The sequence below is a fragment of the Streptomyces sp. NPDC002520 genome (genome assembly GCF_053595235.1).
Genome location: NZ_JBSFXG010000011.1, coordinates 41,480 through 57,053 on the forward strand (window position 1 = coordinate 41,480; position 15,574 = coordinate 57,053).

A 15,574-nucleotide genomic window follows, 5' to 3' on the forward strand; every position below is an offset into this window, starting at 1 on the left:
ACGCTCGGCGAGGCAAGATCGAACGCTCGTGCCCGCCGGTTCCCCGGTCCGCGTCAAGCGGCTCGGGGCCCTGCGCCTATGGTTGCTCCAGCGCTCATTCAAAGTCACAGCCCGACCTGCCGCTCGCGTTAGGACAGCAAGGACAGCGATGCCCCCCAACACCACCGCCACAACGGGTGACAAGCCCGGCAAGTCCGGCAGGAAGAAGGGGCGCAAAGCCCGACTTATCGTGCTGGTGCTCGTCCTGGCCATCGTCGGAGGCATCGCCTACGGGGGGTACTGGTCGATCGGCACCGTGCGCGCCTCCTTCCCGCGGACCGAGGGTGAGATCACCCTCGACGGACTCTCGGGACCCGTCGACGTCAAGCGGGACGGCTACGGCATCCCGCAGATCTACGCCTCGTCCGACGAGGACCTGTTCATGGCGCAGGGCTACGTCCAGGCGCAGGACCGGTTCTACGAGATGGACGTGCGCCGCCACATGACGTCCGGGCGCCTGTCCGAGATGTTCGGCAAGGGTCAGGTCGACAACGACGCGTTCCTGCGCACCCTCGGCTGGGACCGTGTGGCCAAGGAGGAGTACGACACCAAGCTGTCGGCCTCCACCAAGAAGTACCTCGACGCGTACGCCGAGGGAGTCAACGCCTACCTGCAGGGCAAGGACGGCAAGGACATCTCCCTGGAGTACGCGGCCCTGGGCCTCACCAACGACTACAAGCCCGCGAAGTGGACCCCGGTCGACTCGGTCGCCTGGCTGAAGGCGATGGCCTGGGACCTGCGCGGCAACATGCAGGACGAGATCGACCGCGCGCTGATGACCAGCCGCCTCGGCCCGCAGCAGATCCAGGACCTGTACCCGCAGTACCCGGACGGCCGCAACAAGCCGATCGTGCAGGACGGCCAGTACGACGAGCTGACCAAGAGCTTCCAGCAGAGCGGCGCCCCGAACGGCGTGCGCAACGACGTCACGAGCGGGACCGGCACGACCGGGACCGGCACGAGCGGCACCCAGGGCGGCGGCGCCACGAGCGGCTCTCAGGGCACGACCGGCACGACCGGCTCCTCGACCTCGGCCTCGTCCGGTTCGGGGCTCACGAGCCAGCTGGGGGGCCTCTACAAGGTCCTGGACAACATTCCCACCGCCGTCGGAGTGAACGGCCAGGGCATCGGCTCCAACTCCTGGGTCGTCTCCGGGCAGCACACGATCACCGGGCACCCGCTGCTCGCCAACGACCCGCACCTGTCCCCGTCGTTGCCGTCCGTCTGGTACCAGATGGGCCTGCACTGCCGGACCGTCTCCAGCAAGTGCCAGTTCGACGTCGCGGGTTACACGTTTGCCGGGATGCCCGGTGTGATCATCGGTCACAACGCGGACATCGCCTGGGGCATGACGAACTCCGGGGTCGACGTCACCGACCTCTACCTGGAGAAGCTCTCCGGCGACGGCTACCAGTACGACGGCAAGGTGCGGCCCTTCAGGACCCGCGAGGAGACGATCAAGATCGCCGGCGGCGGCTCCAAGAAGATCGTCGTGCGCCAGACCGCCGACGGGATGCCGCTGCTGTCCGACCGTGACGACGAACTCGTCCAGGTCGGCAAGCGGGCCACCGTCACCACCGCGGCACCCGACCGCGGCGACGGCTACGGCATCGCCCTGAGGTGGACCGCGCTCGACCCGGGCACCTCCATGGACGCCGTGTTCGCCATGGACAAGGCGTCCGGCTGGAGCGAGTTCCGGTCCGCGGCCGCGCTCTTCGACGTGCCCTCGCAGAACCTCGTCTACGCCGACTCCGAGAACATCGGCTACACCCTGCCCGGCAAGATCCCCGCCCGCACCTCGGCGGACAGCGGCTCCGTCCCGGCGCCGGGCTGGGACTCGAAGTACCGCTGGACGGGCTTCGTCCAGCAGAACGAGCTGCCGTACGAGTACAACCCCAAGCGGGGCTTCATCGTCACCGCCAACCAGGCCGTCATCGGCCAGGACAAGTACCCGTACACGCTGACCACCGACTGGGGCTACGGCACCCGCAGCCAGCGCATCACCGACCTGATCGAGTCCAAGATCAAGGACGGCGGCAGGATCTCCACCGACGACATGCGTCAGATGCAGCTGGACAACAGCAGTGAGATCGCCAAGCTCCTGGTGCCCGAGCTGCTGAAGATCAACCTGCCGGACAAGAACGTCCGCGAGGCCCAGAAGCTGCTGGAGGGCTGGGACTACACCCAGGACGCCGACTCGGCCGCGGCCGCGTACTTCAACGCCGTCTGGCGCAACATCCTCAAGCTCGCCTTCGGCAACAAGCTCCCCAAGGAACTGCGCGTCAAGGGCCAGTGCCTGTGGGTCGACAAGATCGACAACACCGGTCCGGTGGACGAGGACACCAAGGTGCGCGAGTGCGGCAAGCGCGACGCCGACCAGGCGCAGCCGGACGGCGGCGACCGCTGGTTCGAGGTCGTGCGCCAGCTGATGGACAAGCCGGACAGCGACTGGTGGAAGACGCCGAAGGTGTCGTCCACCCGCCCGGGGGCGGAGAACCGGGACCAGCTGTTCGAGCGCGCCATGATCGACGCCCGCTGGGAGCTGACCGCCAAGCTCGGCAAGGACATCGACACCTGGAGCTGGGGCCGGCTGCACCGCCTGTTCCTGAAGAACCAGACCCTCGGCACCGAGGGCCCCGAGTTCCTCCAGTACATCCTCAACCGCGGCCCCTGGAAGCTCGGCGGCGGCGAGGCCACCGTCAACGCGACCGGCTGGAACGCCGCCGGCGGCTACGGCGTCGTCTGGGTGCCGTCGATGCGGATGGTGGTCAACCTGGCCGACCTCGACAAGTCCAAGTGGATCAACCTGACGGGTGCCTCGGGCCACGCCTACAGCGCCCACTACACCGACCAGACCGGCAAGTGGGTCAAGGGCGAGCTGCTGCCCTGGTCGTTCTCCGGCAAGGCGGTCGACAAGAGCACGAGCGACACCCTCGTCCTCAAGCCGTGACCCGCTGACGGCACACCTGCCGAACACCCGCCGAAATGGCCCTCCACGCACGCGTGGAGGGCCATTTCGCATGAGCCGTGAGCCGTGAGCCGTGAGCCGTGAGCCGTGAGTCGTGAGCCGAGTCGCGAACTGTGACCTCTGAGGCGTGAGAGGCGCGAGGTGCGGGGACAGGATCGAGGGTGCGGACGGGATCAGGGGCTCGTGAAGCGGCGCACGCCCGACGGCGTCACCACCGCGTGCACCGGACGGTCGTGCGCCTCCGCCGGTACCCGTGCGACGACCTCCGTGTCGTACAGGAGCACCACGAGCGCCGGACGGGCCCGCACGCGCTCCAGGCGCGCGAGCACGCGGTCGTACGAGCCTCCGCCGCGCCCCAGCCGCATCCCGAGCGCGTCGACCGCGAGCCCCGGCAGCAGGACGACGTCCGCGCCGTTCACCGCGTCGGGGCCGAGGCGCGCTCCCGAGGGTTCGAGCAGTGCCATTTTTCCGCCGTGCCGGACCCGTGCGAGGGAGTCCGGGCCGGTGTACTCGCCCCAGTCGAGGTCGTTGTCGGGCAGCAGCGCGGGAAGCAGCACGCGCACGCCCCGCGCCCGCAGCGCCTCCAGCAGCGCGAGCGTGCCGGGCTCGGTGCCGACGGAGACGTACGCCGCCACCGTGCGCGCACGCGCCAGTTCGGGCAGTTCGAGGGCCCGTTCGGCCAGCGCGTCGCCCGTTGCGCGGACGACATCCTCCGTCAACCTGTTCCTCACCGCGAGGAACTCCCGCCGCCACATTCGCTTGTCAGGCTCGGCCGTGCGTCCGTCGTGTTCCACTGGTCGCTCTGCATCCTTCTCGATGTGCTCATATGTGGGCGAAGTGACCGGAGCCGCAGATTCACCGCAAAGGCACCGGATAAGGTTGCGGGCATGACTCAGTCGCACCCCAGGATCAGCAAGGCTGTCATTCCCGCAGCAGGTCTCGGTACCCGGTTCCTGCCGGCCACCAAGGCCACTCCGAAGGAGATGCTGCCGGTTGTCGACAAGCCGGCGATCCAGTACGTGGTCGAGGAGGCCGTGTCGGCGGGGCTCGACGACGTCCTCATGATCACCGGACGCAACAAGCGTCCCCTGGAGGACCACTTCGACCGCAACTACGAGCTGGAATCGGCGCTCCAGAAGAAGGGTGACGCCGGCCGGCTCGCGAAGGTGCAGGAGTCCAGCGACCTGGCCACCATGCACTACGTGCGCCAGGGCGACCCCAGGGGTCTCGGCCACGCCGTGCTGTGCGCCGCCCCGCACGTCGGCCACGAGCCCTTCGCCGTCCTCCTCGGCGACGACCTGATCGACCCCCGTGACCCCCTGCTCCAGCGCATGATCGAGATCCAGGAGCGGCACGGCGGCAGCGTGGTCGCCCTCATGGAGGTCGCCCCCGAGCAGATCCACCTCTACGGCAGCGCGGCCGTGGAGGCCACCGCCGACAGCGACGTCGTCAAGGTGACCGGCCTGGTCGAGAAGCCGGACCCGGCGGACGCCCCGTCGAACTACGCGATCATCGGCCGTTACGTCCTCGACCCGCACATCTTCGACATACTCCGCAAGACCGAGCCGGGTCGCGGCGGCGAGATCCAGCTCACCGACGCGCTCCAGCAACTGGCCCAGGACGAGAAGGTCGGCGGCCCGGTGCACGGTGTCGTCTTCAAGGGCCGCCGTTATGACACCGGCGACCGTGGCGACTACTTGCGTGCCATTGTCAGGCTGGCATGCGAACGTGAAGACCTGGGCCCGGACTTCCGGACCTGGCTTCGCACGTACGTAGCCGAGGAGATGCAAGAGAGTTGAGCAGCGCCGCGTCCCGCCCCGCCGGCCCGGACCACCTCTGGTCGGTGGACGAGCACCTGGAGGACATCCTCAACACCGTCCGTCCGCTCGACCCCATCGAGCTGCAACTCCTCGACGCCCAGGGCTGCGTCCTGGTCGAGGACGTGATGGTGCCGGTGTCCCTGCCCCCGTTCGACAACAGCTCCATGGACGGGTACGCGGTGCGGGTCGCGGATGTCGCGGGCGCGAGCGAGGAGTTCCCGGCCGTCCTCGAAGTCGTCGGGGACGTCGCGGCGGGCGCCGCCGACCTCGTCCACGTCGGCCCCGGGCAGGCCGCGCGCATCATGACCGGCGCCCCGCTGCCGCCCGGCGCCGAGGCCGTCGTCCCCGTCGAGTGGACCGACGGTGGACTCGGCGAGGGACCCGTGAGCGGGATGCGGGCCGGCACTCTGGCCCCTGAGGGCGCCGAGGGGCAGGTGCGCGTGCACCGCCCCGCCGAGGCACGCGCGCACGTGCGCGCCAAGGGCAGCGACGTGAAGGCCGGCGACCGCGCCCTGGAGGCGGGCACGATCCTGGGCCCGCCGCAGATCGCCCTGCTCGCCGCGATCGGCCGGGGCACCGTCCGTGTGCGCCCCCGCCCGCGCGTGGTCGTCATGTCCACCGGCAGCGAACTCGTCCAGCCCGGCGAGGCACTGGGCAACGGCCAGATCTACGACTCCAACAGCTTCGCCCTCACCGCGGCCGCCCGCGACGCGGGCGCCATCGCCTACCGGGTCGGCGCCGTCGCCGACGACGCCGACACCCTGCGCTCCACCATCGAGGACCAACTCGTCCGCGCGGACCTGATGGTGACCACGGGCGGCGTGAGCGTCGGCGCGTACGACGTCGTCAAGGAGGCGCTGTCGCACGTCGGCGACGAGGACGAGGCGGGCAGCGGCGTCGAGTTCCGCAAGCTCGCCATGCAGCCCGGCAAGCCCCAGGGCTTCGGCTCCATCGGCCCCGACCACACCCCCCTGCTGGCCCTGCCCGGCAACCCCGTGTCGTCGTACGTCTCCTTCGAGCTGTTCGTCCGCCCCGCGATCCGCACCCTCATGGGCCTGGACGACGTCCACCGGCCCCGCACCCGCGCCACCCTGCGAGCGGAGAAGGCACTCAGCTCGCCCCAGGGGCGCCGGCAGTTCCTGCGCGGGACGTACGCCGACGGCGAGGTGACCCCCGTCGGCGGCGCCGGCTCCCATCTGATCGCGGCGCTGGCCCACGCCGACGCGCTGATCGTCCTTCCCGAGGACAGGGACTCCGCCGAGCCCGGCACGGAGGTCGAGGTCGTCCTGCTCGGCTGACCGCCGACCGGCCGACCAACTGGCCGCTGACCGGCAGACCAGCCGCCCTCCGACCGGCCGCACACGCGCGTGCGGCCGGTCCCGGCCTGCCCGAGGGTCCTGCCCCGCTGCCCGCCCCGAGTTGGCGGTACCGTGTCGCGCACAACAGGCCTGTGCCCCGCATGGCGACGGGCCGTGACCGGGAAGCGCCACACACCATGAGTACGCAGGACCGACTGACGCACCTCGACGACGCGGGCGCGGCCCGTATGGTCGACGTCTCCGGGAAGGACGTCACAGCCCGCACCGCCCGCGCGAGCGGCAGGGTCCTGGTGTCACCGCGCGTGATCGAGCTGCTGCGGGGCGGGGGTGTACCCAAGGGTGACGCCCTGGCCACCGCGCGCATCGCCGGGATCATGGGCGCCAAGCGCACCCCGGACCTGATCCCGCTGTGCCACCCGTTGTCGGTGTCCGGTGTGACACTGGATCTGTCGGTCGCGGACGACGCCGTGGAGATCACGGCGACGGTGAAGACGACGGACCGCACGGGCGTGGAGATGGAGGCGCTCACCGCCGTGGCGGTCGCCGGGCTGACCGTGATCGACATGGTGAAGGCGGTCGACAAGGGAGCGGTCATCACGGACGTGCGCGTGGAGGAGAAGACGGGCGGCAAGTCGGGTCACTGGAGCCGGGCATGACCTACCGCGCTCTGGTGGTCACCGCCTCGAACAGGGCTTCCGCCGGGGTCTACGAGGACCGGGGAGGCCCCCTGGTCGCCGACGGCCTCAAGGGCTTCGGCTTCGACGTCGACGGCCCCCAGGTGGTCCCGGACGGGGCACCCGTGGAGGCGGCGCTGCGCGCCGGTGTCGACGCCGGGTACGACGCCGTGGTCACCACCGGCGGCACCGGCATCTCGCCCACGGACCGCACGCCCGAGGCGACCCGCGCGGTGATCGACTACGAGGTGCCGGGCATCGCGGAGGCGATCCGCGCGTTCGGCCGGGAGAAGGTGCCGACCGCCGCCCTGTCCCGGGGCCTGGCCGGAGTGGCGGGCCGGACGCTGATCGTCAATCTGCCCGGCTCCACCGGCGGGGTGAAGGACGGCCTCGCCGTCCTTCAGCCGCTGCTGACGCACGCCGTCGAGCAGATCCGCGGCGGCGACCACGCGAGACCCAGCGGGGGTGCGAGCTGAACAGCCCATCCTGGCCCGTCGTGCTGGCGGACGGAGATGTCGTCCTCCGGCCGATAAAGCTGCGCGACCAGCGGGCCTGGCGCGAGGTGAACCGGCGCAACCGGGAGTGGCTGCGCCCTTGGGAGGCGACCATTCCGCCGCCCACGCCGAGCGGGCCGATCACGCACCGGCCGACCTACCGGCAGATGGTCCGGCACCTGCGCTCCGAGGCGAGCGGGGGCCGGATGCTGCCGTTCGTCGTCGAGTACCAGGGGCGCCTCGTCGGGCAGTTGACGGTCGCCGGGATCACCTGGGGATCGATGTGCTCGGGGCACATCGGCTACTGGGTGGACGAGGGCGTGGCCGGGCACGGGGTGATGCCGACGGCCGTCGCGCTCGTGGTGGACCACTGTTTCCGCACCGTCGGGCTGCACCGCATCGAGGTCTGCATTCGCCCCGAGAACCGGCCCAGCCGCCGGGTCGTGGAGAAACTCGGATTCCGCGAGGAGGGGCTGCGCCCACGATATCTGCACATCGACGGAGCCTGGCGCGACCATCTCGTCTACGCCCTCACGGCGGAAGAAGTGCCCGAGGGGTTGCTCGCACGCTGGCAGCGGGCACGCTCCCACAGGGCGTCGCACACGCAGGACAGTCCGGGCAGCCCCATGTAGCTGCGAAGAGGGGGTCCGGGAGAGGCAGTCCGGAAGGGCCGGTCGCGAACAGCGTCGGGAATTGAATATGTGTTCGAAATTGACCGGTCGCCGACTGTCTCGAGGGCATTCAATTCGCGACTTCGGTGGTCCGCTGATCGCATCGGTCGCAAAAAAAGCTCGAAATATCAGCCAGATCGTGCGACACACCGGCCCAATTGGCAGATGGCCTCACGCAAACCCCTCTACCGTGTGAGGCGTGAGCAGCAGCGGCCTCATCTACGCAGTCATTGTCGGGGCCTGGGCCGCCTACTTGGTGCCTATGTGGCTCCGTAGGCAGGACGAGCTGAACGAGGCCCGTCCGACGGAACGCTTCAGTACCGCCATCCGGCTGCTGTCCGGACGGGCGGGGATGGAGCGCCGGTACGCCAGGGACCTGCGGGCGCGCTCCACCCGGGAGGGGGAGCAGGACGCCGGCGACCCGGACGCCGTCACCGACTCGGTGGACGTCCGGGCCTTCGCCATGCCTCCGACCCGCCGTCAGGTCCGTGCGGAGGCCGAGCCGGAGGCGCCCGGGCGGACGGAACCGGCACGCGAGCAGTCGGCGGGTCCGGCACGCGCCCAGGCGGCGGTGCCGGCGCGCGATCAAGCGGCACCGGCCCGCGAACAAGCGGCGGCATCGGCCCGCGACCAAGCGGCGGCACCGGCACCCAAGTCCCCTCCCGCGCCTGCGCGGGGGCGTGTGCCGTCCGACCGGCGAGCACCCTCGGGACAGGCGGCGGCAGCGCGCGCCCAGCGCTCGAAGGTGCTCGCACGCCGGCGGCGCACCACCGTGCTGCTGTTCGTCGCCTTCAGCCTCGGCGCGATCGTCGCCGCCGTCGGCGGACTCGCCTTCCTGTGGGCGCCCGCCGCGCCCGCCGTCCTGCTCAGCACGTACATCGCCTACCTGCGCACGCAGGAGCGCCGCCGCTTCGCCTACCAGATGGACCGCCGGCGCGCCGAGGTCGCGGCCCAGCAGCTGCGGGAGCGCGTACGCCAGCCGCGCCGGCGTGCACCCCTCGCCGCGGACGCCGGCGCGGACGAATCGGACGGGGTCCCAGGACCCGCGACCGACCCCGCACTCTCCGCCTCGCTCGCCGCGGACCGGCGCGCCCTCGTCGAGCAGACCGACCACGCCGAGTGGGTCGACCAGCAGCGCGAGCGCCGGCGGCGGCCCGGCCACGGGGACAGCTGGGACCCGGTGCCGGTGCCCCTGCCCACGTACGTCACCGCACCCGTCGCACCCCGGGCCACCTCCGACGTCGACCTGGGCGCCCCCGACGCCTGGAGCTCGGCGCGCTCCAGCCCGGTCGCGCCGGAGCAGGAGGCGGGCCACGCGCCGGAGCCCTCGGCGGACAAGCCGGCGTCGCCCGACGCCGAGGACAAGCCGACGGACGGCCGCGGCGACGGCCGCCCCCAGGCTCGACGGCGCTCGCGCGGAGCGACCCCCGGCGCCGCCTCGACCCGCCGGGCACGCGAACGCGGACGCACGCCGCTGTTCGACCAGTACGAAGAAGGCGACCGCCCGCGCGCAGCCAACGAGTGACCGGCGTCAACGAGTGGCCCGCGTCAACGAGTGACCGGCGTCAACGAGTGACTCACGGCCGCCGGGTGGCCGTCGTCACGCCGCCGGGGGTACGGGCCGACACCCGGCCCCTGACCAGACCCCTGACCAGTCCGGGAGCGGATTTCCGGGCACCCGGATCGGGATGCTAGAGTTTCACTCGTTGCAAGGGCCTGTGGCGCAGTCCGGTAGCGCACCTCGTTCGCATCGAGGGGGCCAGGGGTTCAAATCCCCTCAGGTCCACGCAGCATGAAGCCCCGGTCGGGAAACCGACCGGGGCTTCAGCACGTTCAGAGCCGCTTCGCGAAGCAGCGGCTGTCCTCGTGGTGACGGTAGTAGCCGAACTTGGTGCAGGGCTCGTACCCGCTCGAGGTGTACAGGGCGATGGCCTCCGGCTGCTTGGTCCCGGTCTCCAGGACCATCCGGACGCGGCCGGCCATGCGGGCGTCCTCCTCCAACGCATCGAGCATGCGGCGGGCCAGGCCCCGGCCGCGCATTCCGTCGACGACGAACATGCGCTTGAGTTCGGCGTCGCCGTCCTCGTTGCCCTGGCCGTTCTCGTCCTGGCTGCGCCAGCCGCCGGTGGCGACCGGGCGGTCGTGCTCGTCGTACGCGATCAGGTAGACGCCCCGGGGCGGGTCGAAGTCCGTGGCGTCGAGGGCGGTCGCGTCGCCGCCGTCGCCGTAGCGCAGGTCGTACTCGGCCTGGACCTCGTCGTTGAGCTTGACGGCGTCGGGATGATCGAAGCGGACGCGGCGTATATTCATGCGAAGAATCGTACTTCTATGCGAACGTGGGGCATCGGACGTTCCCAGTGTGCCGGTATCGTGCCCTGGTGCTGACTGTGACCTCGGTGAACGTGAACGGACTGCGGGCCGCTGCCAAGAAGGGCTTCGTGGAGTGGCTCGCCCAGACCTCCGCGGACGTTGTCTGCCTGCAGGAGGTGCGTGCGGAGGCGCACCAGCTGCCCGAGGAGGTCCGGCAGCCCGACGGCTGGCACGTCGTGCACGCCCCGGCTGCCGCCAAGGGCCGCGCCGGCGTCTCCCTCTACACGCGCCGCGAGCCCGACCGCGTCCGGGTCGGCTTCGGCTCGGCCGAGTTCGACGGCAGCGGACGCTACGTCGAGGCCGACCTGCCCGGCGTCACCGTCGCCTCCCTCTACCTGCCCTCCGGCGAGGTCGGCACCGAGCGGCAGGACGAGAAGGTCCGCTTCATGGACGAGTTCCTCACCCACCTCAAGGACCTGCGCGCACGGGCGGCCGCCGACGGGCGCGAGGTGGTCGTCTGCGGCGACTGGAACATCGCCCACCAGCAGGCCGACCTCAAGAACTGGCGCGGCAACACCAAGAACTCGGGCTTCCTGCCCGAGGAGCGGGACTGGCTCGGCCGTGTCCTCACCGCCGAGGACGGCGGCTACGTCGACGTCGTGCGCACCCTGCACCCCGACGCGGAGGGCCCGTACACCTGGTGGTCGTACCGGGGGCGGGCTTTCGACAATGATTCGGGATGGCGCATCGATTATCAGATCACCACCCCGCGGCTCGCGGGGAAGGCGGTCAAGGGGTTCGTCGAGCGCGCGGCCACGCACGCCGAGCGGTGGTCCGACCACGCGCCGGTGACCGTGGTGTACGACCTGTAGGTCGCGGCGCGCGCTAGTCCCGCTTGTTCAGCCGCCGATCCAGCGCCAGCGACAGTTCCGCCTCCACCACGCTGCGGGCGAGGGGGCGCAGGCGGAGCAGGTCCTCCTCGGGGGCGTGGCGGAGGATGAGGTCGGTGAAGAGTTCGGCCAGGGCGTCGGCGTGTTCGCGGACGCGCCGGCCGGCGGTGAGGACCTCGGCGAGGGGGATGCCCTCGCGGACCAGGGCCGAGGAGACGTCGAGCAGGCGGCGGCTGATGTGGACGATCTCGTCGCCGTCGGTGCCGAGGTAGCCGAGGTTCAGGGCGGCGGCGAGGTTCTCGGCGGTGACCTGGCCCTCGAAGCGGGCGGCGAGTTCCTCGGGGGTGAGCCGGACCGGCTCCTCCTCGGTGGGGGTGGCGACGCCCAGGAGGTCGGCGACGTCCCGGCCGTGGTCGAGGGCCTCGGCCAGTTCCGCGATGCCGCTGAGGGTGTGGCCGCGTTCCAGGAGTGCCGAGATGGTGCGCAGGCGGGCCAGGTGGTGGTCGTCGTACCAGGCGATGCGGCCCTCGCGGCGCGGGGGCGGGATCAGCTTGCGTTCGCGGTAGAAGCGCAGGGTGCGCACGGTGATGCCGGCCAGGCGGGCCAGTTCCTCCATGCGGTACTCGCGCGGTGCGCCGACCTGTCCGTTTTCCGGTCCGGTTTCCTGCCCGGCTTCCTGTCCGCTCGCGTGTTCGCCGTCGTCTGCCACGCCCGAAGCCTATGTTGTACCGCCGGTAACTTTCCCTCTTCCGCCCCCTACCGCTCGGTACGGCGCTGTTCTACAGTCCTCCCATTGCGCCAGTGTTTACTGGCGGAGTCGTTGGCGAGATACGGCGAGATACGTGGAGGCTTCGGGATGGCCGAGCACGAGCATGTACGAGTGGCGGTGATCGGGTCCGGGTTCGGCGGGTTGGGGGCCGCCGTGCGGCTGCGCCGCGAAGGGATCACCGACTTCGTCGTCCTGGAGCGGGCCGACGGCGTCGGCGGCACCTGGCGGGACAACAGTTACCCCGGGTGCGCCTGTGACGTGCCCTCGCACCTCTACTCCTTCTCCTTCGCGCCCAACCCCGACTGGCCGCGCACCTTCTCCGGGCAGCGGCACATCCGCTCCTACCTGGAGCACGTCACCGACACCTTCGGGCTGCGGCCGCACATCCGCTTCGGCTCCGAGGTGAAGCTGATGACGTGGGACACGGAGCAGCTGCGGTGGGAGATCGAGACCACGAGCGGGTCGCTGACCGCCGACGTGGTCGTCTCCGCCACCGGGCCGCTGTCCGATCCGAAGGTCCCCGAGATACCGGGTCTGGACTCCTTCCCGGGCAAGGTGTTCCACTCCGCGCGCTGGGACCACGACTACGACCTGCGCGGCAAGCGCGTCGCCATGGTCGGCACCGGTGCCTCCGCCATCCAGATCGTGCCCGCGATCCAGCGTCAGGTGGGCCGGCTCACGCTCTTCCAGCGCACCCCCGCGTGGGTCATGCCGCGCATGGACCGCGCCATCAGCGGTGCCGAGCGGATGCTGCACCGGGCACTGCCCTTCACCACCCAGCTGCGGCGCGGACTGCTCTGGGGCATCCGCGAACTCCAGGTGCAGGCCTTCACCAAGCACCCCGAGGAGCTCGGCATGGTCGAGCGGCTCGCCAAGCGCAACATCGCCCGCGCCATCAAGGACCCGGCCCTGCGTGCCAGGCTCACCCCCGACTACCGCATCGGCTGCAAGCGGATCCTGCTGTCCAGCGAGTACTACCCGGCCCTCGCCCGGCCGAATGTGGACGTCGTGGCGAGCGGGCTCAGTGAGATCCGCGGGTCGACCGTCGTGGCCGCCGACGGCACCGAGGCCGAGGTCGACGCGATCATCTTCGGTACGGGCTTCCACGTCACGGACATGCCCATCGCCGAGCGTGTGGTCGGCGCGGAGGGCTTCACTCTCGCGGAGTCCTGGAAGGGCGGGATGCAGGCGCTGCGCGGCGCCTCGGCCACCGGCTTCCCGAACTGGATGACGATCATCGGGCCCAACACCGGCCTCGGGAACTCCTCCATGATCCTCATGATCGAGTCCCAGCTGAACTACATGGCCGACTACCTGCGCCAGCTCGGCGTCCTGGGCGGCCGTACCGCCCTCGACGCCCGGCCGGCCGCCGTCGACCTCTGGAACCACCGGGTCCAGGAGCGGATGAAGCGGACCGTGTGGAACACCGGCGGCTGCACCAGCTGGTACCTCGACGCGAGCGGCCGCAACACCACCATCTGGCCCGGTACGACCACGGAGTTCCGGCGTGCCACCCAGCGGGTGGACCTGGCGGAGTACGAGGTCATCCGCAAGCCCGAACGGGTGGACGAGAAGCGGGTGGACGAGAAGCGGGTGGACGAGAAGAGGGCCGCGGACGAGAACACCGTGGCGCGGAAGGCCGCCGGGAAGGCCGGCGCGGGCGCGCGCAAGGCCGCGGGGAAGGGCGAGACTGCCGGGAAGAAGAGCGAGGCCGCCGCATGAGTCGTCTCACCTCCGTCGCCAGCGGCCCCTACGCTCCGCCGGCCCCCGCCCGCACCCTCGCCGTGACCTCCGCCGACGGCGCCCGGCTGTACGTCGAGGTGCACGGGCCCGAGGACGCGCCCCCGGTCGTCCTCTCCCACGGCTGGACCTGTTCGACCGCCTTCTGGGCGGCGCAGATACGGGAGTTGGCGATCGACCACCGGGTGATCGCGTACGACCAGAGGGGCCACGGACGCAGTCCCGCGAGTTCCGCGTGCACCACGACCGCGCTCGCGGACGACCTCGAAGCGGTGCTCGCCGAGACGCTGGAACGCGGCGAGAAGGCCCTGATCGTCGGCCACTCCATGGGCGGCATGACCGTCATGGCGGCCTCGGAGCGTCCCCGCTTCCTGGAGCACGCCGCGGCCGTCCTGCTGTGCAGCACCGGAAGTTCGCGGCTGGTCGCCGAGGCGAGCGTGCTGCCGATGCGCGCCGGCCGGGTGCGCACCTGGCTCACCGGTCGCGTCCTCGGCTCCTCCGTTCCGCTCGGGCCGGTCTCGCCGGTCGCGAAGAGCGTCCTCAAGTACGCCACGATGGGCGCCGGTTCGGCCCCGCACATGGTGGAGGCCTGCGCGCGGATCGTGCACGCCTGCCCGCGCCGCGTGCGTCAGGCCTGGGGTGCCGTGCTCGAGGCGCTCGATCTCGACCACGGCGTACGGGAGTTGCGTGTGCCCACCGCGGTGGTGCACGGCGCCTCCGACCGGCTCACGCCCCGCGTGCACGCCCGCGCGCTGGTCGCCGCGCTGCCCCAGTGCGTCGGCCTCACGGAGCTGACGGGCGTCGGCCACATGACCCCGATCGAGGCCCCGGAGAAGGTCACCGGCCGGATCCGGGAACTCGTCACCACGTACGTCACGGGGAACACCCCCGGGTCCCACACCACCCCCGCGCAGCTCAAGGAGGGCGCATGAGCAGGGTCAGCCTCGAAGGACAGGTCGCCGTCGTCACCGGAGCGGCGCGCGGCGTCGGTGAGTTGCTCGCGCGCAAGCTCTCCGCGCGCGGTGCCAAGGTCGCGCTGGTCGGGCTGGAGGAGGAGGCGCTCAAGGAGGTCTCCGAGCGGCTGCACAGCGACAGCGCCCACTGGTACGCCGACGTCACCGACCACGAGGCGATGGGCCGGGTCGCGCAGGAGGTGAAGGAGCGGTTCGGGAAGGTCGACATCGTGGTCGCCAACGCCGGTGTGGCGACGGGCGGCCCGTTCATGGACTCCGATCCGGGGGCCTGGCGCCGGGTGATCGAGGTCAACCTGATCGGCTCGGCGGTGACCGCCCGCGCGTTCCTGCCGGTGCTGGTCGAGAGCCGCGGCTACCTGCTGCAGATCGCCTCGCTCGCCGCGATGACGCCGGCGCCGATGATGACGGCGTACTGCGCGTCCAAGTCGGGTGTGGAGGCGTACGCGCACAGTCTGCGGGCCGAGGTCGGCTACCAGGGTGTGCGGGTCGGTGTCGGGTACCTGTCGTGGACCGACACCGACATGGTGCGCGGGGCCGACCAGGACGACGTCATGCGGGAGCTGCGGCAGCGGCTGCCGTGGCCGTCGAACAAGACGTACCCGCTGGGGCCGGCGGTGGACCGGATCGCCGACGGCATCGAGCGGCGCTCGGCGCACGTCTACGGGCAGTGGTGGCTGCGGGGCATGCAGGGTGTGCGCGGGTACCTGCCGGCGCTCATCGGGACGGTCGGGCAGCGCGAGATGAAGCGGTTCGCGCCCCGGTTGCAGGGGATGAGTTCCGGGCTCGTCGGTGCAGGTGGGGCGGCCGACGAGGAGGCGCGGACTACGCACCGTAACTGATCGACATGCGCAGCGTGTTCGCCCGTGTGACGCTGGTCGAGGCCCCTCCGAGGGGCCAACCCCCCAC

Annotated in this window: 14 protein-coding genes and 1 tRNA gene; 12 read left to right on the forward strand and 3 right to left on the reverse strand. The window is 71.2% G+C overall.

From position 1 onward, the window contains the following. Positions 1-148 precede the first annotated feature (148 nt). Positions 149-2,989: a penicillin acylase family protein gene (locus ACWD5D_RS17635; protein WP_451373600.1), complete on the forward strand. Its 2,841-nt coding sequence runs from the start codon at positions 149-151 to the stop codon at positions 2,987-2,989. Between the two features lie 191 nt (positions 2,990-3,180). Here ACWD5D_RS17635 and ACWD5D_RS17640 read toward each other — a convergent pair whose 3' ends face one another. Continuing rightward, positions 3,181-3,762 (reverse strand): 5-formyltetrahydrofolate cyclo-ligase, encoded by a 582-nt coding sequence (locus ACWD5D_RS17640; protein WP_451373757.1) that lies wholly within the window; start codon positions 3,760-3,762, stop codon positions 3,181-3,183. 132 nt (positions 3,763-3,894) lie between these two features. Between ACWD5D_RS17640 and galU the strand changes: the two genes are divergently transcribed. The 7 genes from galU to ACWD5D_RS17675 all read left to right on the forward strand — a co-directional run bounded on the left by galU (position 3,895) and on the right by ACWD5D_RS17675 (position 9,771). Continuing rightward, on the forward strand, positions 3,895-4,806 hold the full coding sequence (gene galU / locus ACWD5D_RS17645) for a UTP--glucose-1-phosphate uridylyltransferase GalU (RefSeq protein ID WP_451373601.1): 912 nt from the start codon (positions 3,895-3,897) through the stop codon (positions 4,804-4,806). Beyond that, on the forward strand, positions 4,803-6,125 hold the full coding sequence (glp, locus tag ACWD5D_RS17650) for a molybdotransferase-like divisome protein Glp (RefSeq protein ID WP_451373602.1): 1,323 nt from the start codon (positions 4,803-4,805) through the stop codon (positions 6,123-6,125). Before galU ends, glp begins: the two co-directional genes overlap by 4 nt. Before the next feature lie 197 nt (positions 6,126-6,322). Further along, the gene (moaC, locus tag ACWD5D_RS17655; protein ID WP_451373603.1) at positions 6,323-6,802 is read left to right on the forward strand and encodes a cyclic pyranopterin monophosphate synthase MoaC; all 480 of its coding nucleotides are present in this window, start codon (positions 6,323-6,325) and stop codon (positions 6,800-6,802) included. Continuing rightward, a complete protein-coding gene (locus ACWD5D_RS17660; RefSeq protein WP_451373604.1) occupies positions 6,799-7,296 on the forward strand; it encodes a MogA/MoaB family molybdenum cofactor biosynthesis protein in 498 nt (165 codons plus the stop codon). The genes moaC and ACWD5D_RS17660 overlap by 4 nt, the downstream gene beginning before the upstream one ends. 20 nt (positions 7,297-7,316) lie before the next feature. Then, a complete protein-coding gene (locus tag ACWD5D_RS17665) occupies positions 7,317-7,946 on the forward strand; it encodes a GNAT family N-acetyltransferase (protein WP_451373605.1) in 630 nt (209 codons plus the stop codon). Positions 7,947-8,184: 238 nt separating this feature from the next. Then, positions 8,185-9,510, forward strand: a complete 1,326-nt coding sequence (sepX, locus tag ACWD5D_RS17670; protein WP_451373606.1) for a divisome protein SepX/GlpR — start codon at positions 8,185-8,187, stop codon at positions 9,508-9,510. 187 nt (positions 9,511-9,697) lie between these two features. After that, positions 9,698-9,771: transfer RNA gene (locus ACWD5D_RS17675), tRNA-Ala, on the forward strand. Between the two features lie 47 nt (positions 9,772-9,818). On the opposite strand, the gene ACWD5D_RS17680 is transcribed toward ACWD5D_RS17675, so the two are convergent. Next, positions 9,819-10,295 carry a GNAT family N-acetyltransferase gene (locus ACWD5D_RS17680; protein ID WP_451373607.1) on the reverse strand — a complete coding sequence of 159 codons (477 nt, stop codon included), beginning with the start codon at positions 10,293-10,295 and terminating at the stop codon, positions 9,819-9,821. Positions 10,296-10,363: 68 nt separating this feature from the next. Here ACWD5D_RS17680 and ACWD5D_RS17685 point away from each other — a divergent pair, with 68 nt between their 5' ends. Beyond that, on the forward strand, positions 10,364-11,167 hold the full coding sequence (locus ACWD5D_RS17685; protein ID WP_451373608.1) for an exodeoxyribonuclease III: 804 nt from the start codon (positions 10,364-10,366) through the stop codon (positions 11,165-11,167). Positions 11,168-11,180: 13 nt separating this feature from the next. Here the strand turns inward: ACWD5D_RS17685 and ACWD5D_RS17690 are convergent, their stop codons facing one another. Further along, the gene (locus ACWD5D_RS17690; RefSeq protein ID WP_451373758.1) at positions 11,181-11,801 is read right to left on the reverse strand and encodes a MerR family transcriptional regulator; all 621 of its coding nucleotides are present in this window, start codon (positions 11,799-11,801) and stop codon (positions 11,181-11,183) included. Positions 11,802-12,041: 240 nt separating this feature from the next. Between ACWD5D_RS17690 and ACWD5D_RS17695 the strand changes: the two genes are divergently transcribed. Genes ACWD5D_RS17695 through ACWD5D_RS17705 form a run of 3 tightly spaced genes read left to right on the forward strand, consistent with a single transcriptional unit; the run spans position 12,042 to position 15,507 of the window. Continuing rightward, the gene (locus ACWD5D_RS17695) at positions 12,042-13,676 is read left to right on the forward strand and encodes a flavin-containing monooxygenase (RefSeq protein WP_451373609.1); all 1,635 of its coding nucleotides are present in this window, start codon (positions 12,042-12,044) and stop codon (positions 13,674-13,676) included. Beyond that, positions 13,673-14,626, forward strand: coding sequence for an alpha/beta fold hydrolase (locus ACWD5D_RS17700; protein WP_451373610.1), 954 nt, complete (start codon positions 13,673-13,675; stop codon positions 14,624-14,626). The genes ACWD5D_RS17695 and ACWD5D_RS17700 overlap by 4 nt, the downstream gene beginning before the upstream one ends. Next, positions 14,623-15,507 (forward strand): SDR family oxidoreductase, encoded by an 885-nt coding sequence (locus ACWD5D_RS17705; protein ID WP_451373611.1) that lies wholly within the window; start codon positions 14,623-14,625, stop codon positions 15,505-15,507. Before ACWD5D_RS17700 ends, ACWD5D_RS17705 begins: the two co-directional genes overlap by 4 nt. Positions 15,508-15,574: the final 67 nt, after the last annotated feature.